General features: G+C 40.8%; 12 protein-coding genes and 1 CRISPR repeat array. Of the genes, 9 read left to right on the top strand and 3 right to left on the bottom strand.

Annotation, left to right across the window (positions count from 1 at the left end):
* The first annotated feature begins 23 nt into the window (after window positions 1-23).
* The 4 genes from cas3 to csb2 are packed head-to-tail and all read left to right on the top strand — an operon-like array spanning window position 24 to window position 6,684.
* Window positions 24-2,213 carry a CRISPR-associated helicase Cas3' gene (cas3, locus tag CSQ79_RS24235; protein WP_099703680.1) on the top strand — a complete coding sequence of 730 codons (2,190 nt, stop codon included), beginning with the start codon at window positions 24-26 and terminating at the stop codon, window positions 2,211-2,213.
* Window positions 2,197-4,227, top strand: coding sequence for a type I-G CRISPR-associated protein Cas8g1/Csx17 (gene cas8g1 / locus CSQ79_RS24230; protein WP_289501513.1), 2,031 nt, complete (start codon window positions 2,197-2,199; stop codon window positions 4,225-4,227). The genes cas3 and cas8g1 overlap by 17 nt, the downstream gene beginning before the upstream one ends.
* Window positions 4,220-5,200: a type I-G CRISPR-associated RAMP protein Csb1/Cas7g gene (gene cas7g, locus CSQ79_RS24225; protein ID WP_099703678.1), complete on the top strand. Its 981-nt coding sequence runs from the start codon at window positions 4,220-4,222 to the stop codon at window positions 5,198-5,200. Before cas8g1 ends, cas7g begins: the two co-directional genes overlap by 8 nt.
* A complete protein-coding gene (gene csb2, locus CSQ79_RS24220; protein ID WP_099703677.1) occupies window positions 5,197-6,684 on the top strand; it encodes a type I-G CRISPR-associated protein Csb2 in 1,488 nt (495 codons plus the stop codon). Before cas7g ends, csb2 begins: the two co-directional genes overlap by 4 nt.
* A 166-nt stretch (window positions 6,685-6,850) precedes the next feature.
* A CRISPR array of direct repeats spans window positions 6,851-10,445; the repeat unit is 37 nt; unit sequence GTAGAAATCCCTTTTATTGAAGGGACTAAATTGAAAC.
* Window positions 10,446-10,642: 197 nt separating this feature from the next.
* Here the strand turns inward: csb2 and CSQ79_RS24215 are convergent.
* The 3 genes from CSQ79_RS24215 to CSQ79_RS24205 all read right to left on the bottom strand — a co-directional run bounded on the left by CSQ79_RS24215 (window position 10,643) and on the right by CSQ79_RS24205 (window position 14,486).
* Entirely contained in the window at window positions 10,643-12,178 is a 1,536-nt protein-coding gene (locus tag CSQ79_RS24215) for a bifunctional aminoglycoside phosphotransferase/ATP-binding protein (protein ID WP_099703676.1), read from the bottom strand.
* Window positions 12,179-12,395: 217 nt separating this feature from the next.
* Window positions 12,396-13,067 (bottom strand): 50S ribosomal protein L25/general stress protein Ctc, encoded by a 672-nt coding sequence (locus tag CSQ79_RS24210; RefSeq protein ID WP_099703675.1) that lies wholly within the window; start codon window positions 13,065-13,067, stop codon window positions 12,396-12,398.
* 78 nt (window positions 13,068-13,145) lie between these two features.
* On the bottom strand, window positions 13,146-14,486 hold the full coding sequence (locus tag CSQ79_RS24205) for an adenylosuccinate synthase (RefSeq protein ID WP_099703674.1): 1,341 nt from the start codon (window positions 14,484-14,486) through the stop codon (window positions 13,146-13,148).
* Window positions 14,487-15,021: 535 nt separating this feature from the next.
* On the opposite strand from CSQ79_RS24205, the gene CSQ79_RS24200 reads away from it, so the two are divergent.
* From CSQ79_RS24200 to CSQ79_RS24180, 5 genes are all read left to right on the top strand, one after another.
* Entirely contained in the window at window positions 15,022-17,493 is a 2,472-nt protein-coding gene (locus CSQ79_RS24200) for a TonB-dependent receptor domain-containing protein (RefSeq protein ID WP_099703673.1), read from the top strand.
* Between the two features lie 34 nt (window positions 17,494-17,527).
* Entirely contained in the window at window positions 17,528-18,430 is a 903-nt protein-coding gene (locus CSQ79_RS24195; protein WP_099703672.1) for an ABC transporter substrate-binding protein, read from the top strand.
* 156 nt (window positions 18,431-18,586) lie between these two features.
* Window positions 18,587-19,636, top strand: coding sequence for an adenosine deaminase (locus CSQ79_RS24190; RefSeq protein WP_099703671.1), 1,050 nt, complete (start codon window positions 18,587-18,589; stop codon window positions 19,634-19,636).
* A 656-nt stretch (window positions 19,637-20,292) separates the two neighbouring features.
* Entirely contained in the window at window positions 20,293-20,979 is a 687-nt protein-coding gene (locus tag CSQ79_RS24185; protein ID WP_099703670.1) for a response regulator transcription factor, read from the top strand.
* Between the two features lie 532 nt (window positions 20,980-21,511).
* A complete protein-coding gene (locus CSQ79_RS24180; protein WP_099703669.1) occupies window positions 21,512-21,766 on the top strand; it encodes a DUF1816 domain-containing protein in 255 nt (84 codons plus the stop codon).
* Window positions 21,767-21,768 lie beyond the last annotated feature (2 nt).

The following is a 21,768-nucleotide window of genomic DNA, read 5'->3' as shown; positions in this document are numbered from 1 at the left end:
CTACAACAGCCTTGTAATGAGACATGAGCTATCGCGAATTTTTCAAGCACTGTACGGGATTTTACCCGTATCCTTGGCAAGAGCGTTTTGTGAGTTGGAGTGGTCAATCAATTGCTGTTGTTGCTGCACCGACAGGGGCGGGTAAAGAATTTGGGGCAATTATTCCTTGGCTGTACTCTCATAAAATAGGTATTCCCATAACAGCCCGATTGATTTATGCATTACCGACGCGATCGCTAGTCGAACAAGTTTATGAAAATACTTGTCAGGTAGTCACTGCATCTGACTGTTTACCGATTAAAGTGTATTGCCTCAAAGGTGGTTTAGTTGAACATGGTTTTGAACAAGATTTAACTCAGCCTGCAATTTTAATTGGTACACAAGATCAATTATTATCACGTGGTTTAAATAGAGGATTTGGCGTGTCGTGGGGACAACGCCCGCTACATTGTGCAGCCTTAACTAACGATTGTCGTTGGATTTTAGATGAAATTCAACTTACAGGAGTTGCTTATAGCACCCTAGTACAACTTTATAAACACTGGCAGAAGTTGGGAACTTTTGGGCAAACTCAACTATGCTTGATGTCTGCAACCTTTGATGACAGACCATTAGAAAACTTAAAAGTAGAGCGATTTGAGTTAGATACAGCAGATTTGGCTCATCCTATATTAGCTGCAAAAGTTACTCGCCCGAAACCTGTCTTTAGAGCTGTTGTGCAAGAAATGACAGATGTTGCAGCGTTAGTAGAAACAAAACACGTACCAAAAAGTTTATCTCTTGTGGTTGTTAATACAGTAGATCGAGCTAGAGAAATCGGCAGATTACTACCAAATTTATCACCACTCATCATCCACAGTCGATTTTTAGGCATTGACCGCGAGAAGTTACAGCAGAAACTCAAAGCTTATCAAGGAGTCATTGTTGCAACTCAAGTTGTGGAAGCTGGGGTAGATTTAGATGCGGATCTATTAATTACAGAATTATGTCCTTGGTCTTCGTTTGTGCAACGCTGTGGGCGGTGTGGGCGCAAGCGCACAGATAACACAGTAGAGATTCATTGGCTTGACTATCAACAATGGAAACCGCTGCCTTATGATGCCACAGAATGCGAAGCGACTCGCGATCGCTTAGTGCAACTACCAGATGCTAGTCTTCATAACCTTGCTCAAATTCCTTCACCAAAGTTGAATTTACTAAGTTATCAACTCACAAAGCGCGATGTTGAAACGTTCTTCTGTACCCACTACAAAAACCGCGATCCGACATATACAGTTTCTCAGTATGTTCGCGATCCAACTGCTTTTACAGTATCAGTGGTGTGGTCAATTAAACCGCCAAAACGTCTACCACATCAAAAATTTACTTGTCCAGTTCCGACTAAAGAACTAATCAATTTCTGCAAGTCTTGTGATGTTATCCCACTAATTTGGGGTGAGGATGCTTGGGAGGAAAAGCAACCAGAACACGGTGATGTTGTCTGGCTACCAATTACAGCAGGTGGCTATTCACAAGCCAGAGGATGGACAGCTAACCCTGAAGATACTCAAGCCTACAGCCTAGAAATAGAACCAGAGTACAACGATCCGCCTTTTCCTTATGCTCTACCGCTAGGAATTCACTTACAAGATACCGAAGCAGCATTGCGAGAAGTGATTCCCTATCTCCAAAGGCTACAAATTCCCGAATGGCTAATTGAGGAACTTTGTCGTTGTGCTAGATGGCACGACTGGGGTAAAGCACATCAAGTTTGGCAAAAATACGCCCAGTCTCAAAGAGAACTCTTAGCTAAATCTACAGTTTATGGTTCCCCAATGCAAATGAAAGGGTATCGCCATGAGTTAGCAAGTGCGATCGCGGCTGCTCATCAAGGTGCTGCGTTTTTGTCGCAATACTTAATTGCGGCGCATCATGGCAAAGTTCGCGACAGCTTGCTACCAAATAACCCTAAAGAACGATTTAACGCCAAGGTTTTAAGAGGTGTTGAGTTAGGAACGCATTTACCTAAAGTTGAGATTCCAGGTGTTGAGGTGCTACCTGTGGTGGAATTGACGATTTCTGGTAATGCAGGTAACTGGGATCGACAAGTCAAGAATTTGCTGCGCGAGTATGGATCATTCAGACTCATTTACCTCGAAGCCTTGATTCGCAACGCCGATGTTAAAGCATCTCAATATCGTCAGGAGAAAGCAAAAAATGGTAACAGCAACTAAAGCATTTCCCTTTCCACATCTAACGCCGACAACTGCGATCGCGTGGTTAAAAGCTGTCGGATTATTGCGCTTGTCTGGAGCTACAGGTTACTGGGATGAGTGTTTTTATTTGGAAGCATCAGCAGAAGATTTAGTTGAGAAGATTCTCAAAAACTATCAACCTAAGCCTTTTCTTAGCCCCTGGAATAATGACAGCCTCATTAACAAAAAGGAATTTCAGCAAGTTTTAGTATCTCAATCTGAACGCTACAGATTAATGCGCGAGGGATACCAAGAACTACAAGATGCAATGCGATCGTTGGATACCGCAGGACAATCAGCAGCACAAAAGAAGCTAACGCTCATGGCTGATCTTCCTAGTCGAGTGAGTAATCATCACTGGTTGGAATGGATTAATGCAGTCGGGCTAATGACCAACACGCAAACAGGATCAAGGTTTCTTTGTAACGACTTACTCGGAACTGGTGGTAATGTCGGGAAGACGGAATTTTGTACAACTTACTTCCAAGTTTGTCAGCAACTTTGGGATTTAGATACGGGAGAACCAGCGCCGGAAACAGAAGCTTTTATTCGAGCTTCAATATTAGGTGAATCGCAGCCCAAAACACTTCTTGCACAAGCTTTGTTAGGTCATACCTACCCTGCTGCTGACTATTTCGATGATTTAGCACCTACAAGTGCGTCTCAAGCCGATTATTTAGACAATGGCGGTAGATCGTCGCAACTTGCCAATCCTATTGATTTAATTCTTTATCTCGAAGGCGCCACCACATTTACAGGCAAAGCAATTCCGCGTAATGAAGTCGCAGAAGGCGCTCCCGAATACACTATAGCTGCTTACCCACTGCTACTAGAAGTCAATTCTGGCAGTGCAGATACGAGCGATCGCACAGGAAAAGCGTATGAAGTTTGGCTACCTTTGTGGGAGCAACCAATGGACTGGGAAGACTTTCAAGATTTAGTCACAACCGACTTGGCGTTTCGGCTCAAAAATCAAGTTGTCGATACGATTGATATGCTCGATGTCATTACTCAAAGGAGTGAATATCAAGGATTAAATCGATTTGCTCGATTTGGTTTATGGACACGGAAAGGACAGGGCAAATACCTAATATATGTCGGACTTGCAACCCCTGGAAAGACAGATTTTGCCGCTGAATTAAGAAAATGGCGACTGCAAGCACGTCCTAGCGACAAACAATCGCAAGCGCAATACAATCTCTTAATAGCAATTCAGAAAACGCTGTATCGACTGCAACAAGGTAATTCTGAAGCAACTACGGCAATTTGTCTTTTAGGACAACTAGAGGTGTTGCATAGTCGAATTAAAACTAAACTACCTCCAGTTCCCAAATTAGGGGAGAAATGGATTGAGGCAGTTTATCAGGAATATCCCATTGCTGAAGTTGAATTAGCCGCTGCACTTGCTAGCACTGCAACAACACACATAGATTCGAGACATTCGCATTCGTTTCGACCATTGCTGTCCTCAGCAAGATATAGCAAAGATAAAGACGCTTGGTTTTGGTCAGATAATCATCACCACAAACTGAAGACTTCTTCTTTAGAAGTTTTATGTGTGTCTTTACTCAAATTATGGAATGAGCTTTGGGAAAAAGATAGATACCATCCCGCCCACGGTTGGACATATCGCGCTAGTCCAGATGCGATCGCAGCTTTCATTGCTGGGCGTACTAACGATCAACTCATTCTAGAGCTAGCTATAGGATTTGCACTTTGTCGAATTCCTAAAAAATTTACCCCTTTTTCTCATACTCAACCTTTACCAGAGGCTTACAAATATGCTGCTTCACTTCAATGGACTTGCAATACCTCCTTGAGTATGCAATCGGTAAATGCTTTATTAATTGGCTCTACTGTCCCACTTTGTCGGCAACTTGCTGCAATCCAACCAGTAGTCTTACCAAATTCAATTGCTGCTGGTAAACGCTGTGCGCTGGCGCTTGTTTTTCCCTGTCAACCTTTTCATCAATTAGGAGAAACCCATGCTTAACGTAATTACTGTAGAATTTGATTCTGCCCTGCCAACTGTTAAACCTCCTACTTTTTTAGATGTCGGTGTTTCTCAAGCTTATCTCCCTTGGGAACAACGGCTTGATGTTTTATTACACACACCACAAGCAACAGCTAATTTAATTGAAGATAGCATTTGGGATAGTGTGAATCATACTCTCATTCCTGAACTTGCTGGATTACCCTTTGTTGAAATTTATACAAAATCTGGGCAGTACGTCGCTAGTACTTTAGATTTACCACACCGTTTGGGAACTGGCTATCTACTCAAGAACAAACACGCCCAACTCGATGGACAAAGGTTTCGTGAAGGCTTGCGCCAGCGGATTAGACACAGCGGAGTTTATCAAGCTGCATTTGCACTGTGTCCTATGAGTATTGTGCTAGGTAGCTTTTATACCCACATTGCAGGAGTATACCGCATTCCCAGGGTTTTATCTGGTGAGTTTGTTGCAGAAAATGCAATTTCTATGCCGACTGGTGGGGCGGTTCACGATCCGGTTTCTGCACGTGGTAAAGGAGTCAACCTCAAGCATATGTTTGCTGTCAAGAATGACAAAGATCAGGCGGTAAAAAAACCGAGTGAAGCCGGTTTGGGAAACATTGTTTATGTACGCGAAAGTTTCAAGGCGCAACGCTATTTAGGACGATTTGTGATTGATACTCGCCTCGTTGATAAATCTAACTTAGATAGTCGAGCTAAACATCTTATTCAGGTACTCAGTGAATATCTCATTCGTCGCTTACTATCTGAACCTGTGACATTACGCACTGAATGTTACTTAATTCCTAAATCAGAAACAAGTATGCAGAAATTACCTGCTTTTGAGGAATTAGAACAACAACTTAAAGCTGCAATTAATAATTGTCAAGATTTATTTGAAAAAGTACGAGTTGTTGTACCAGATGACCAAGTGCAATTTGCTGAAGAAGAGGAAGCTGTTGAAGCATGATCCACATCAAGGTTCAATTCCACACCAACCAATATCAAGCTTGTGCTTGGGGAAATCTGCACGCAGAAGGAGTGATTGATTGGCCTCCTGCTCCCTGGCGGATTTTGCGATCGCTCGTTGCCGGAGCTTATCATGTTAATCTCCTAGACAAGTACCAGCCAACATTAAAGGCGTTACTACACAAGTTAGCTTTGGTACAGCCAAGTTACACTCTACCACCTACAACCTATATTCAGCATCGTAGTCCGCGCCCGCAGGTCAACTTAAAAACGGCTAAGGTAGGTCCTGGGAAAACACTTTATTCCGCAGGTTTGTTGATGTCTAGTCATCAGCACGATTTGTATATTCATTGGTCAGTGATGCTTGCTGAGATTGAAGAATTAGTGTTGAGTCTGTGTTTGTCTGGGTTAACTTATTTTGGTCGCAAGGAGTCGGTGGCAACGCTATCATTAGTAGAAACTGCGCCAGAACCGAATGCTGAACCGGATATTCAAGGAACAAGAATTGTTGCGATCGCCGATTCTGATTTGGATGCAGATGCTTTATGGAATGCTTTGAACTTGTCTACCTATGAAAATTATGGAGTCAATCGTTCGGCAATATTTCCTGGTATCCGCTGGGCTACTTATCGTATTAACCAACAGCAAGTCCAAAAACAATACTCTGCTTGGCAACATACACATAGCATCACATTAGCAGTTTCAAGTTCTCCTAAACTACCATTTAATGCGGCTCTCAAGCTAACACATCGGTTGCATCAGGCTTTAGTTAGTCGTTGTCCTGCGTCTGTTTTTACAGGACAGGAAATGGGAGAACCCAGCAAAAACCACGACCATACAATTATTCAATGTGTTTCAGATCGTACAGGGCGTTACGTAGAGCAAATCAGACTTTATAGCTATAGTGGCTATAGTTCAGAAGCATTAGCTGCGATCGCCAGTTGTTCTGAGTTATCAGGAGTTACCCGTAGTTGCGATCTTAAGCTTGCGATCGCTGATATAGAAAGTCTTGAGCCAGCTTCTGAAGATTGGATATCATCTACACCATTTTTTCTTTCCCGATTTCCCGCTGTACGTCGTGGTAAACCGCGAATGCTATCAGAGCATTATCAAAAAGATGGTCCAGAACATCAAGTGCTGCAATATCTACAATATCTTCCTTGGCTCAATCTCAAAGGAACTCCTACTTACCAAGAGCATGAAGACGGTTTAGCACTCTGTCTAGATAATCAGGTGGCTGTTATTGCTTCTTGCCAAGTATTTCCAAACTTTTGGAAATGGGAATCTGAGTGCCGACAGGGTAAGAAAGTAGGGCAAGTTGGTTATCAAGTAAAGTTAAAGTTTACAACTGTGGTAACTGGACCTATTATCCTAGGGTATGCTGCTCATTATGGCTTAGGGGCAATGGTTCCTATGCGCGAGTGGGTGGGTGTATATCAGGGCATTGCCCAGAATAACGGTATGCTAATGACTTCAGCGGATTAAGTTGTTTTGGATTCGCGCATTTGCTGAAATGGTTATATATCAAGTAATTTAGGTATTTTCTTGTACTTGTAAAACTATGATTAGTATAATGTTATTGGCAAATGCGAAAGAACTCGCGCACCCGAACCTCGAAAACCTCATACAGAACAAATTTGAAAGAGCCTCCGTAGAAATCCCTTTTATTGAAGGGACTAAATTGAAACTACTCCTTTCACATTTACACACACGGCTCCAATTAGTAGAAATCCCTTTTATTGAAGGGACTAAATTGAAACTTGAATCGCTACAACTCTAGAAGAACTAATACTTGTAGAAATCCCTTTTATTGAAGGGACTAAATTGAAACACGCAGATTAGCGTAACGGAATTTATAGAGGTTAAGTAGAAATCCCTTTTATTGAAGGGACTAAATTGAAACTTTCCTAGGAACTGTGCTGCTGAGGCTTGCTTAGTTTGTAGAAATCCCTTTTATTGAAGGGACTAAATTGAAACTTGCGGATCGAAGGAATCACGTCATCAAAAATCCAGTAGAAATCCCTTTTATTGAAGGGACTAAATTGAAACAGGATTAGAGAAATTAAGTGATAGATTGCCTGGGTAGAAATCCCTTTTATTGAAGGGACTAAATTGAAACCAACAGTTCCTCCTGTATAGTTTCGAGTCCCCAATGTAGAAATCCCTTTTATTGAAGGGACTAAATTGAAACCCGATTTCAACACTGCTCAACGATGGTAATCAAAGTAGAAATCCCTTTTATTGAAGGGACTAAATTGAAACAAAGAATCTTACAACAACGCCTTTGTAAGACGGGTGTAGAAATCCCTTTTATTGAAGGGACTAAATTGAAACAGACTAAGACAAAAGGGAGGTAAAGAACAATGTTGTAGAAATCCCTTTTATTGAAGGGACTAAATTGAAACAGTTAGAGACTGATTTACAACACCTTGATAGTGAGTAGAAATCCCTTTTATTGAAGGGACTAAATTGAAACTCTTTAGCCGCATCTAGTTCTGATGATTCTAGTCGTAGAAATCCCTTTTATTGAAGGGACTAAATTGAAACATTTCCCCAATTAATTGCTAAGGCATCTACTTCAGAGTAGAAATCCCTTTTATTGAAGGGACTAAATTGAAACGAAGCTGAATTGCTTTCTGGGAGCGCAGCTGAAGCAGGTAGAAATCCCTTTTATTGAAGGGACTAAATTGAAACTGTAGCGCTTCTGTTACTTGCTAGATCTGCACTCACGTAGAAATCCCTTTTATTGAAGGGACTAAATTGAAACGCAGCGCAAGGTGCTGTGGTAAAAGTTCTGCTATGTAGAAATCCCTTTTATTGAAGGGACTAAATTGAAACGGGAAACAGCTTCTCTCAAGGCATCCTTGCCATTACGTAGAAATCCCTTTTATTGAAGGGACTAAATTGAAACCTTGCTTTGATCGAGTGATTGTACCGATTTTGCCGTGGTAGAAATCCCTTTTATTGAAGGGACTAAATTGAAACTTAAAACTCATCAACAAAATAATTATGCTACTTTGAGTAGAAATCCCTTTTATTGAAGGGACTAAATTGAAACATCAAACTTTTTGAGGAACATTACTGGACTACTCACGCTCAAGTAGAAATCCCTTTTATTGAAGGGACTAAATTGAAACGGCGGTAACTGGTGTTGACCCAAAAACGGGGGGTAGAAATCCCTTTTATTGAAGGGACTAAATTGAAACGACGGCGGCGCGTGCTAGAGGGAGAAAGGGCGGTGTAGAAATCCCTTTTATTGAAGGGACTAAATTGAAACAAATTATTTATTTTCTGATCGATCGTATCCAGTGTAGAAATCCCTTTTATTGAAGGGACTAAATTGAAACCTGCTGATAGCGCACTAAATACTACCACTGAATCAAGTAGAAATCCCTTTTATTGAAGGGACTAAATTGAAACCATGTACTTGCGAGTGCATCGGTCGGGGAACGCGAATCATCGCGGATTGGGTAGAAATCCCTTTTATTGAAGGGACTAAATTGAAACGCAAACACGATCAGCAACCGCAGAGATATTTTGCAGTAGAAATCCCTTTTATTGAAGGGACTAAATTGAAACGGATTTGTATCTAATCCTGCTGCTGTGAGTGCAGTAGAAATCCCTTTTATTGAAGGGACTAAATTGAAACTCCCGCAGCAGTAAGCATTGACTTAGAAAATATTGTAGAAATCCCTTTTATTGAAGGGACTAAATTGAAACAACTCTTGTTAGCGGTGGCGAACTGAATTTAGACTGTAGAAATCCCTTTTATTGAAGGGACTAAATTGAAACGGCTGCAATACCGAATTAACTGCTCGAAACTCTTGAGTAGAAATCCCTTTTATTGAAGGGACTAAATTGAAACAGTCCCAAGCGGGTAAACGATATTGCAACATCGGGTAGAAATCCCTTTTATTGAAGGGACTAAATTGAAACACTAATGAATCAAAGCTATCTTCAATTGAAATTGATTGAGTAGAAATCCCTTTTATTGAAGGGACTAAATTGAAACTTTGGGGGGAAGCCAAGAAGATTGCTGAGAATAATAAAGGTAGAAATCCCTTTTATTGAAGGGACTAAATTGAAACATAAAGAGTGTATCCCATAATATGGATATATCGACGTAGAAATCCCTTTTATTGAAGGGACTAAATTGAAACTTATCGCGGATTCAGCGATCGCATAAGCTCACATCCGTAGAAATCCCTTTTATTGAAGGGACTAAATTGAAACAACAAGACAACGTCAAGGGCGATCTTGCACGTAGAGTAGAAATCCCTTTTATTGAAGGGACTAAATTGAAACCCGCCGGATAGATTCGTTCATGCTATCTTCTTGTGTAGAAATCCCTTTTATTGAAGGGACTAAATTGAAACATTTTATTTGTAATCACACCATAGTCGCGACCCAGCAGTAGAAATCCCTTTTATTGAAGGGACTAAATTGAAACTAAATGTAATCTCGCCATACTTCCAGCCCGCGCTTGAGGTAGAAATCCCTTTTATTGAAGGGACTAAATTGAAACTTAAAGCTTGTACTAGTATCCCCTGAGATCTTGAGTAGAAATCCCTTTTATTGAAGGGACTAAATTGAAACTTTTAAATTACACTGTAAACAGAATTGAAGCTAAAGTAGAAATCCCTTTTATTGAAGGGACTAAATTGAAACACGTGGTACAGTATATTAAGTTTAAGGTGAAATGTAGAAATCCCTTTTATTGAAGGGACTAAATTGAAACGCAGAATTAAAAGATAAAAATTAGTAGAGCATTAAGTAGAAATCCCTTTTATTGAAGGGACTAAATTGAAACATTCCTGTCGATGGCGTGGTAGTTACGCCAGTTCTAGGTAGAAATCCCTTTTATTGAAGGGACTAAATTGAAACGTTGTCACTGACTCCCGTACTGGGGAGATCAAGCGTAGAAATCCCTTTTATTGAAGGGACTAAATTGAAACTTTCTTTAGAAATGATTGAGCATTACAAGCTTGGAATTAGAGTAGAAATCCCTTTTATTGAAGGGACTAAATTGAAACCTCTGATGTATTGCTTTAAGACTTCTATTGGCGCGTAGAAATCCCTTTTATTGAAGGGACTAAATTGAAACATGCTAGCTTGGAAACCTTTAGGCAGGATTTAAGGTAGAAATCCCTTTTATTGAAGGGACGAAATTGAAACTTTAATGGGTGATATTTTAGAAAACTATCTCCACGTAGAAATCCCTTGATTTGAAGGGACTAAATTGAAGTTGAATGCATCCAAGAAAGTTGAAAATCTTCTCACTTTTTCCACCATCAAGTTAACAAACTAAAATCCTTGCGTGTACACAAGGCTAGCAAGATACTTTCTCGTTATTGCCAAGGAGAAAATTGAGGTCGAGAATTTGACTAATTGATGCAGGAACTGCTACAAACAGCTATTTAATTAAAGGAAATAAATCGAAATTTTACCCTAGCATTAATTGTGATTCTAACTCTTGAGTTGTATTCACCTCTTGCACTAAACCCTGTTCCTCGGTAGTGAAAGGCTCAAATGCTGCTTGCTGCGCTTCTAGTAACTCTACGGTTGCATCTGCAATGTCACCCGTGCGTGAAGACAAGCGATCGCGTAACACTTCCGTAGGAGCTGTACAATGGATAATCTCTAAAGGTAATTGCTGAGATTGTGCAGCCGCGATCGCCTCATGTCGTAGTGAAGTGCGATCGTACTTTGCATCTAAAATTACTGTGTAACCTTGAGTCGCTAACATTAAACTCAAATCTAACAACCGCGCATAGGTTTTCTGCGTCATCTCGGCTGTATAAATTTCATCTCCACCTCGTTCTAACAGAGGAATTCCTGCTAAATGCTTGCGTACTGCATCAGAACGAACATGAATCGCTCCGATTTTTCGCGCTAACTGTCGTGCTACAGTACTTTTCCCCGAACCCGATAACCCCGACATTAATAGCAATTTCCCTTGACGTGGTTTTGTATATTCCCACGCCAACTTATAGTAAGCCGCAGCAGTTTTTGTCGCTTCTTGTTTAACTGCTTCTGGTACACCAGGATCGTCAAGTAAGAAAGAATTAACCTTAGCACGGACATAAGATTGACGGCTGAGATACAAAGGTAATACCTGCAAACCTTCCCAATCCCCTGTTTGTTCAATATAAGTATTTAAATATGCATTACCTAAATCTGGACGCTGTAACATCTCTAGTTCCATGACTGCATAGGCAATGTCAAACATGACATCAACAAAGCGAAACGGCTCATTAAACTCAATGCAGTCAAAGAGTAAAATCTTGTCATGCCATAAACAAATATTGCGTAAGTGTAAATCGCCATGACACTCACGAATCCAGTCGTTTTCAATTCTGCTAGTAAATAGTTGCTGACGCTGGGCAAAAAAGTTATCTGTATATTTTTTTGTTTCCTCAAACTGTGATTGTGTTTGTAGACCACCAATATACTTCATTGTTTGGTCATAATTTTCATCAATCGATTGGCGTACTTGCTCAACTTCGCCGAACTTACGAATATAATCATTCGTCGCCGCTTGCGCGTGGTACTGAGCGACAATACGCCCCAATTCTTCCATATATGCTTCATCGAGTTCTCCCCGTTCAAACATGGAGAGAAACAATGCTTCTTGGGGAAACTGCCGCATTTTTAGCACGTACTCTACAGGTTCTCCTGTACCACCAAGATAATACCGTTCCTCATGCGTAATCGGCAAAACCTCTAGATAAATTTCTCCTGCACCTCTTTGATTCAGCCGCAACTCTTCCTCACAAAAATGCTGTCGCAGTTCTAAGGTTGAGTAGTTCAAAAAACCAAAATTCACAGGTTTTTTGAGTTTATATGCATAATCACCTGCAAGCAGCACATACGAAACATGGGTTTGAATCAGTTCAATCGGTTCTTTTACCGGATGCGGATAAAACTCCGGTTGCATCATTTGTTGAATTAAAGTAGGAAGCAAAGTATTTGATGCCATCTTGAATTTTAGATGTTAATTTTTGGTTTGAGCTTAGCAGATGAAACCGCAGATAGATAGGTGAAGCAGAGGTTTATAAAACTATTATTTTTGTATTAGTCCACAAAGGCAGACTTTATTTGTCAGGCTGCGACCAAAGTTACCTGGCTAATTATAAATAAAAGACCAGAATATTCCTCTGGTCTTACACAAGAGCAAACTGTAATTCTAGTAAGAATTAACCACCCGTTTCAGCATCGGTTTGTGGCTCTTTTTGTTCTGCTTCAGATACTTGTGCAGTGGCAATTTCTTCATCCGCTGCGGCTTCTTGAGCTTCAATAATTTCCGGTGTGATTTGTGGTGCTAGCACAGAAACAACAGCATCGTTTGTTTCACTTACCAAAGAAACACCTTCAGGTAAGACTAAATCCTGAAGATACAAAACATCTCCCATATTCATCTTGGAAACGTCAATTTCAATTGATTCAGGAATGCGATCGGGAGCGCAACGTACTTGAATATGAGTCAAGACTGTATCTAACGCACCACCTTCCATCTTCACGCCTGGTGCTTCACCCACAAAGTGTAATGGTGCTTCTACTTCTACGGTATCTTGAGCAGCAATTGAGAAAAAGCTGAGATGATAAGGGAACCGTTTGGTAGGATGCAATTGAACTTCTCGCAGTAGCGCTTTTCCACGCCAGGGAAGATCGGTAATATTTAACTGAATCAATGTGTTATTGACTGAAGCTTTTTTTAACAGGGTTTCTACTGTTTTAGCTTCTAAGGTAAGATGAACTGACTCTGTACCATTGTGACCATACAAATTGGCGGGAATTAACCCTGAACGGCGTAGAGCGTTTGGCTTAGTACCTTCGGCTCTTTTTTTTCCTTCGACTGTGATTTCCATACTGCTAAAAGTGACAAGCGATAAACGGTAAATTTTGAATCTTAAAAGCTTTCTTCTATCTTTTCAGGCTTGAATGTCTTACACTTCAGTAACGACAGGAGTGCCATTAGCGTGAAGTAAAGCACGTTTAGGACCGTGAATTGGGTCTTCCACAATGATAGTTTGTTCGCGGCTAGCCCCCAGAGAAACGATCGCAATCGGAACTTCCATCAACTCGGCTAAGAATTTCAAGTAATCTAGCGCTTGCTGTGGTAAGTCTTCTAAGGAGCGGCAATCTACGGTTGACTGTTTCCAGCCTGGCATTGTTTTGTAAATCGGACGACACCGCGCAAAACGACGGGCATTGTGAGGGAAATCATTGCACTTTTCCCCATCAACTTCGTAGGCAACACAAACTTTGATTTCTTCTAACTCATCAAGCACATCTAACTTTGTAATTGCTAGGCAATCCATACCGTTGACACGAACTGCATAGCGTCCGATAACAGCATCAAACCAGCCACAACGACGACGCCGCCCTGTAGTCGTACCAAATTCTGCACCGCGATCGCACAACAACTCACCAATTTCCTCATTGAGTTCTGTGGGAAATGGTCCTTCACCAACACGGGTTGTATAAGCTTTTGCTACCCCAATCACGCGGTCTATCATTGTTGGTCCCACACCAGTCCCAACGCAAGCGCCCCCAGCTACAGGATTTGAGGAAGTGACGTAAGGATAAGTACCATGATCGAGATCCAGCAATGTGCCTTGTGCGCCTTCAAATAAGATATTGCGACGTCGCTGAATCGCATCGTAGATCTTAAGCGATGTATCTACTACATGAGGACGTAAACGCTCTGCATATTCTAGATACTGATCGATGACTTCCTCTGCATCCAAAGGCGGTAAGTTGTAAAGCTTTTCTAAAATTGCGTTTTTGTAGTTAATTGCCCAATGCAGTTGTTTGCCCAAGACTGTAGGGTTCATCAAGTCAATTACGCGAATCCCTGTACGCTCAGATTTGTCTGCATATGTTGGACCAATTCCCCGCCCAGTTGTACCAATTCTATGATCGCCTCTGCGTTCTTCTGATGCCTGATCAATTAACCGATGATACGGCATTGTTACATGGGCGGTTTCCGAAATTAGCAGATTTTGAGTGGAGATGTTGAGCTTTTCTAGCTGGTCGAGTTCTCTAATCAACACCTGTGGGTCAATTACAGTTCCACAGCCAATGATGCATTCAGTATCAGGATATAAAATTCCCGAAGGGATGAGATGCAACTTGAATGTTTGACCCTGAACTACAAGTGTGTGTCCAGCATTGACACCCCCTTGGTAGCGTACAACGACGTCAGCTGACTTGCTGAGCAGATCCGTGATTTTTCCTTTTCCTTCGTCGCCCCACTGAGCGCCGATTACTATGACGTTAGCCAAGAGTTTATTGAATCAGCTAAGGTTTTCACACAAACTTTAATTTTTAGCATATTAATAGCATTGTGTCAACTCTGTATTGCTACAAAGTCACAATTATTTTAACTCTGATGAGTTATGAAGATTTTTAGTGCTAGACCTATTGACACCTATTCTCTTTATATCCTAATCTTCTAATTCTTAGAAGCTTTTGAGACTAATTTGCAATTATGCTCTGAAAGCACCTTTTGTCACTTTAATTTGACTCAACCTCCTGCATAAATCAAATGCTACCTACCTAACTCCTGTGAATAAACCTTTTTCCTAATATTCTCGCCAGAATAGGAGGATGAAAGAGGGCTTTTCGCTATTCGCGCAAGAGGTCTATAAAAACTCAAAGAGTCTTTGATACCAATTTTAAAAAGGTGTCTAGGATGACGTTTTAAGCTGCAACAAGCTTCTTTGTATTCTGCAAGTCTTTTGCACTTCTTAGTAGCAAATATTTTTATCAAAGCTAAGAGCCAAAACTGACAATTTACCCTGCGTGTGAGGAGACGCCATGAACCCCTTAAATTCGATTTTGATAGCCACTGGAGTTGCGATCGCACTCATCCAACCCGCACGCGCAGATATTGTGCAAGTGACTGGGATACAGCTAAATCCGACGGATGCTGGTGTAGAAATTGTCATAGAAACTGCGGATAACACAACCCCACAAACTTTTACCTCGCGCGACAATCAAACTTTATTTATTGATATTAGTAACGCTCAATTTCGTTTACCTCAAGGCAATCAGTTTCGTCAAGAAAACCCAATTGTCGGAATTAGCACAATTGAGATCATTTCTTTAGAACCCAACAGCGTACGTATCAGTATTGTAGGAGAAACAGCACTTCCCACCGCACAAGTAAATGCAATTGAGCGAGGATTAGTTGTCAGCGTAACGCCTGATCCTACTACGCAAGCAATAACACCAGAACTTCCCACAGCAGAACCAGCAATTGAGATTACAGTAACAGCAACGCGCACAGAAGAAAATGTCACAGATGTACCGCGATCGGTAACGGTAATTAACCGCGAACAACTTGAACAACAGCGCCGCGTTACACGCGATTTAGGAGAAATTTTAGGAAAGCTGGTTCCAGGGTTAGCACCGCCAACACAAAGTGCAAGCAATTTCGGACAATCCTTACGCGGACGTAATGTTTTGGTTTTAATTGATGGAATACCTCAATCGACAAGTCGCAACGTACAGCGTGATTTTAGAACTATCGATCCATCAGCAATTGAGCGCATTGAAGTTTTACGCGGACCTACAGCAATTTACGGTGATGGAGCTTCAGGTGGTGTTATTAATATTATTACTAGAACTGCTACAGAACAAAGACTCGTTTCCACTTCAGAATTGGGAATCAGTAACTCTTTAACTCGATTTGAAGACAGTGTGGGGTACAATCTTCAACACTCGATTTCAGGAACCGAAGGTGATTTTGATTATCTCGTTTCTGCGGCTTTTGGGGGAAATGGCGGATTTTTTGATGCACAAGGCGATCGCATTCCACCCGATCCTAATGCACAAGGCGGAATCGCGGATACCGAAACAATCAATATTTTAGGTAAAGTTGGGACAAACTTTGGCGAACAACGCCTACAACTTTCATTCAATCATTTCAACGATAGACAAGATACCAATTTCACCAGCGATCCGAATGTTAATACACTTCCTGAAAGAGAAAAAGCCCGTGCTTTAGGCGGATTAGTCCTTGATGAAAACCAAGCTACAGAAAATACTTTAATCAACTTAGATTACCGCAACGATAACTTTCTTGGCAGTCAACTACGCGGACAACTTTATTACCGCAACTACCTAACGCGGTTTTTCCCTTTTGATGCACGAGATTTTGCTAGCTTTGGCAACGAAATTATTCAATCGCGAGTAGAATCCGAAAAATTGGGCGGACGTTTACAAGTAGAAAGTCCTCTGTTTAATGAAGGTGCAGCCCGCTTACTGTGGGGATTAGACTACTTTCATGAAGACACCGCACAACCTGTTTCAATCTATGACGGGGCTACATTTGATGCGAGTGGTGGGTTAGTATTTGCTAAGGTTGGCGATCGCTCGTGGACTCCACCACTTCAACTGAGTAGTTTAGGTCTATTTGCACAGTTAAATTGGGATATTAGCGCTCGGTTGTTAGTCAACGGTGGAATTCGTCACGAACGCGCCGGAGTTGATATTGATGACTTTACAACTTTAGCTGGGAACGATATTACTGGCGGGAACCTTGATTTTAATGCGACTCTATTTAATCTTGGGGCTGTCTTTTTTGCTACTCAAGAAATCAGTTTATTTACCAACTTCTCACAAGGTTTTTCGCTAGCGGATATTGGACGAGTACTGCGCAATGCGCCACTAGGGTTTAGTGTCGAACAACTTAGCCCAGAACCGCAAAGAGTCAACAACTACGAAATTGGAATTCGCGGTCAATGGGAGGCTGTGCAAGCTTCACTTTCAGCATTCTACAATCAATCTGATCTGGGTACGACCTTTGATGCCGATTTAAATGTCATTCGTGCCCCTGAACGGGTGTATGGTATTGAGGCAGCGGTAGATACTCAACTTAGCACTAACTGGCTTTTGGGCGGAACACTCGGTTGGGTAGAAGGTGAAATTGATTTAGTAGATAGCGGCGAATATACAGATCTTGATGGCTTTCGTATTCCACCACTGAAATTATCTGCCTACGTGCAAAACCAGACAACTCCGAGTTGGAGTAATCGACTCCAGTTGCTTTTTTCTGGAAGTCGCAATCCTGCTGGCGATGGCTTTGGTTTTAATGAAGTAGAAAATTACTTAACTGTAGACTACATCAGTAGCATTCAAATTGGCACAGGAACGCTCAATATTGGTGTAGAAAACTTATTTAATGCGCAGTATTTTCCAGTTGTGTCGCAAGTGCAGGGAATTAATTCGAGTTATGCAGCTGCTAGAGGAACTACTTTGAGTATTAAGTATGCTGTTGATTGGTAATTAAAACTAAAGTGCAAAATAGTGTTACTCAGCAATGCCAATTACAAGAAGAAGTTTTCTAAATCTATCAATCATATCGGCAATTTCTGTTGCTTGTAACCAGCAAACGCTAGTAAGAACTTCTGCGATACCTCCCAATCCGAAAGTTGTTGCATTGGAGTGGGTGTATGTCGAAAATTTGCTAGCTTTGGGAATTCAACCCATAGGAGTAGCCGATATTGCAGGCTACAACAAATATGTAAATATTGCACCAAAATTAGTAGATTCAGTTATTGAAGTAGGGACACGCCAAGAACCTAATCTGGAGGCGATCGCTAAAATTAAACCAGACTTAATTATAGGTGTGAAGCAGCGCCACCAAGCAATTTATCCAACTCTATCTTCTATCGCCAAAACACTTCTTTTTGATCCTTACCCAGAACTCAACGCAGGAAATCAACTTACACGGATGCAGCAAAATTTTTTAGAAATTGCCCGCGTGTGTCATAAAACCTTGCTAGGTGAATCAGTATTGCAAACTATGCAAACTTCTTTTGCAACAAATGCAGAAAAACTCGGTGCGATTAAACTAACAGATAGTTCTTTTGTTTTATGTCAATTTGTGCCTGAGTTTCGTTTATTTAATAATAATTCTATGGCAGTACAAATCTTGACACAAATTGGATTGAGAAATATTTGGCAAGGTGAGTTAGAACGCTTTGGTTTTAACACTGTAGGATTAGAGGCTTTACCTACTATTGAACACGCTCACTTTTTCTATATTGCAGAAACACAAGCATCAGTACAAAGCTTACAACGTAACCCTGTTTGGCAGAGTTTAGAATTTGTGCGCGAACAGCGACTTCATGCGTTAGGGGAAGATACTTGGGTTTTTGGTGGTCCTTTATCTGCGCAGATATTAGCACAAAAAGCAGTCGCAGCTTTGCAGCAATTTTGAGACGGATAAATAACGGTGTAGTAAGGATTGGCAAGAAAAAATCTACTTCGTCAACTTCAAACCTCACCTCTAACTAACCATTTTTACAATTGCCGATCAAAGTATTGTTAAGATTAATTAATAACTTGTATTGTTAATCTTAATAAAAGGTGAGTTATGGCATTATATGCAGAATTGCATCGGCATTTGGGTGGTTCGGTAGTACCGCGCGTATTGTGGAGATACTTTCAACGCCATTCATCCAACTTGGGGCAAAAATTTCCTGAGTATAAAGAGTTTGAGGAGTTTTATACAAAAGCACGGAACACGCTTGATGAGTACCTAGAACTCCACACGCTGGTAGAAAGCGTTCAAAGCACAGATACTTTGCCATATTTTATTTATCGCTTGATGCGTGGCGCTTATATCTTTGAGAACCTTGCGTACCTAGAATTACGCTACACGCCTTATTTACGCACGCCCGACCATTTGAGCCAATCAGAACGGATTGACCAGATGACAGAGATTGTAGCAGTTGTTGGTAAAGCAAGCCGAGTGCCTGAGTATCCGATTGTGACAAGTCAAATTTTGTGTATGCACTCGCGACTTCCTTATGAGGTAAACAAGGCTATTGTTGATTTAGCGGCTCAAAGTAGAGATTATGTTTGTGCGATTGATGTCGCTGGTGGTGATGGTCACTACAAAGAACGGCTTGATGAGTTTATCGAATTATACGACTATGCGCGATCGCTTAATCTAAACACAACTGGACATCTTTACGAAACGACTGATGGTTGTTACCCTGAGTTACTGCCATACTTAATGCGTATTGGACACGGTATTCAAATTCCCTTACGCCATCCCGAATTACTTCGTGAATTAGCACAACGCAATCAGTGTTTGGAAGTCTGCCCAACAACATATCTCAAAACTGGAACTTTAGAAGACCTGCGGCAGCTTAAGATTGTGTTTGATAGATGTTTTGATGCGGGAGTAGATATCGCTATTTGTACTGATAATGCTGGGTTACATAATGTCCGCTTACCTTTTGAGTACGAAAATCTACTGACGCAAGACATTATTGATTTTCAGCAGCTGAGGGCTTGTCAAAATGCCGCTTTTCGTCACGCATTTGCTTGGCCTTATGGTCAACAACCTCCAACTTCATTGTTACATGGATTACTTCAACCTGAAGCACCTGTGCTAGCAGAACCTATAGTTAATTAGAGACTATAATGGCATATCGCTAGAAGCGATCGCATCCTCAATTACTTAGTAGGATGCGATATCTCAATGGGGCTTTGTCAAAGAGACAGTGATTAATTTATGATACTAAGTAGTCATCTAGGTGCGTTTGTATAAAACTCAATGTATTTTCTCAACTCATGTCATTAGTTAAAGCGATCGCTGAAAGTAGGCTCAACTAAAAAAACTATCATACACATACAGGTTAGTAACAAGTAATAACTGATGATTAACTGTGTCTTTATGTTTTATATAAAGTCCAGTTTGATTTTCTAATTGACTGTTAAAACCTAAGTTTCTCAAAGTCGTTTGATTTAATACTTCATATCTAATATGAAAAATTCGCAAAAATCAAGTTGGATTATATCTTTTTTGAGAAGAACAGGTTTCTAAAAATTATTTTATTGATTCTATATTGTTTTTCTCAGTAATTCAGATAAATGATCTGAAAATTGCCCCTAATATGATTGAGTTAAATATGTCGCAATATTAATAATAAAACCTGTGGCTAGTTGTAGCATATACAAATTACAGCTCAAGTAAATGCGACTTGCAGCACACTATTCGACAGTAGTAACTTAATAAATTAATTGCTTTTTAAGCTGGTTAACAATGGATAATAACAACGATCTTGCTCCATGAGGATTCTGATAGTCGAAGACGATATTAGCCTTGCCGAAATTTTAGCAACAGCACTGATTGAGCAGCGGTATGTAGTAGATACTGTAAGTGATGGGGAAGCCGCTTGGCAACAAGTCCAAACTGTTACATACGATCTTATTGTCATGGATATGATGCTTCCCAAACTTGATGGTATTAACCTATGTAAGCGACTACGTTCTCAAAGCTATGGGATACCAGTCCTGATGTTAACTGCCTTAAATAATATTGCAGATAAAGTCACAGGGCTAGACGCGGGAGCTGATGATTATGTTATTAAACCAGTAGACTTACAAGAACTATTTGCGCGGATTCGCGCCTTACTCCGAAGAGGAAGTGCACAGACGTCGCCAATTTTAGAGTGGGATGGGTTGCAGCTAGATCCCAGTACGTATGAAGTAACTTACGAAGAAAAGCCTTTGTACTTGACACCGAAAGAATATAGTCTTCTAGAAGTTCTATTACGCAACGGAAGACGAGTCATTAGTCGCAGTGCCATTATTGAACATGTTTGGTCTTTAGAAGATCCTCCAGAAGAAGATACTGTCAAAGCTCATATCAAGACTCTCCGCCAGAAACTCAAATCCATAGGTGCTGCGAGCGATTTTATTGAAACCGTTCATGGTGTAGGCTATCGTCTCAGACAACCCTCACTACATCAATAGCTGCTTGAAAAGTGCCCTCCGACTCTCTTCAAGGCTACCCAAGCAAAGAGTTTTTTAACTCAACACTCAGAACTTTGAATTGGTGGATTTAGTTGCTGCAGCAGCGAATTCATTCGCACTCACGTTCATGCTCAATGAAACCCATAAGAGCATTAAAACGACAAAGCTAACTTATAGAGTGTTAATTTTATACTAAATTGATTTTTTTGAGATCAGGGAACTTTTTTTTAAATTACCCGATTTCTTCACGATTTCTTCTACCTTTTCTTCACGCATAGCCTGTACCTTGGATACTTAAGTCAGGTGATTGGCTGTTCATCAAAGCTAAAATCTCCTCATTGCCCTTCTTTATGATGCAACTGGGTTAACGACTATATGCCTCTAGAGGTTAACCCAGACTGCTTCTTTCAAGATTTTTACATTGACGAAAAATTAAACTCACGTACCTAACTCCACGATCGCAAGCTACTCGCTCAGTATTATCAAACTAAAACTTTAGCGCATGCTCGCCCGAATATTAGAGAGCGAATATATGAAATCAACAGATGACGCTCATAGCAACCAGATTGAACTAAATTGGTGGGCAGAAATTACAACTACTCAACCCCATGTAATTTATTACTTTGGTCCTTTTATCAGCAAACAAGAAGCACAATGGTTTTTACCTGGCTATATCGAAGATATAGAACAAGAAGGCTGTCAAGAGATTCGCGTTCAAGTTAAGCGATGTCAACCAACAAATTTAACCATTTTTGAAGAACAGGTTTTAGCAACTAGTGGGCGGTGATT

This window comes from Gloeocapsopsis sp. IPPAS B-1203 (genome assembly GCF_002749975.1).
In the GTDB taxonomy this organism is placed as follows: domain Bacteria; phylum Cyanobacteriota; class Cyanobacteriia; order Cyanobacteriales; family Chroococcidiopsidaceae; genus Gloeocapsopsis.
Note: the sequence above shows the minus strand (reverse complement) of the source record. Positions and strands in the feature narration are given on the sequence as shown.

What these genes read in the sequence shown, in the direction of transcription:
- CSQ79_RS24215 (WP_099703676.1), bottom strand. Translation starts at nt 12,178, where the DNA reads ATGGCATCAAATACTTTGCTTCCTACTTTAATTCAACAAATGATGCAA.
- CSQ79_RS24195 (WP_099703672.1), top strand. Translation starts at nt 17,528, where the DNA reads ATGCCAATTACAAGAAGAAGTTTTCTAAATCTATCAATCATATCGGCA.
- CSQ79_RS24190 (WP_099703671.1), top strand. Translation starts at nt 18,587, where the DNA reads ATGGCATTATATGCAGAATTGCATCGGCATTTGGGTGGTTCGGTAGTA.
- csb2 (WP_099703677.1), top strand. Translation starts at nt 5,197, where the DNA reads ATGATCCACATCAAGGTTCAATTCCACACCAACCAATATCAAGCTTGT.
- CSQ79_RS24200 (WP_099703673.1), top strand. Translation starts at nt 15,022, where the DNA reads ATGAACCCCTTAAATTCGATTTTGATAGCCACTGGAGTTGCGATCGCA.
- CSQ79_RS24180 (WP_099703669.1), top strand. Translation starts at nt 21,512, where the DNA reads ATGAAATCAACAGATGACGCTCATAGCAACCAGATTGAACTAAATTGG.
- CSQ79_RS24185 (WP_099703670.1), top strand. Translation starts at nt 20,293, where the DNA reads ATGAGGATTCTGATAGTCGAAGACGATATTAGCCTTGCCGAAATTTTA.
- cas7g (WP_099703678.1), top strand. Translation starts at nt 4,220, where the DNA reads ATGCTTAACGTAATTACTGTAGAATTTGATTCTGCCCTGCCAACTGTT.
- CSQ79_RS24210 (WP_099703675.1), bottom strand. Translation starts at nt 13,067, where the DNA reads ATGGAAATCACAGTCGAAGGAAAAAAAAGAGCCGAAGGTACTAAGCCA.
- cas3 (WP_099703680.1), top strand. Translation starts at nt 24, where the DNA reads ATGAGCTATCGCGAATTTTTCAAGCACTGTACGGGATTTTACCCGTAT.
- cas8g1 (WP_289501513.1), top strand. Translation starts at nt 2,197, where the DNA reads ATGGTAACAGCAACTAAAGCATTTCCCTTTCCACATCTAACGCCGACA.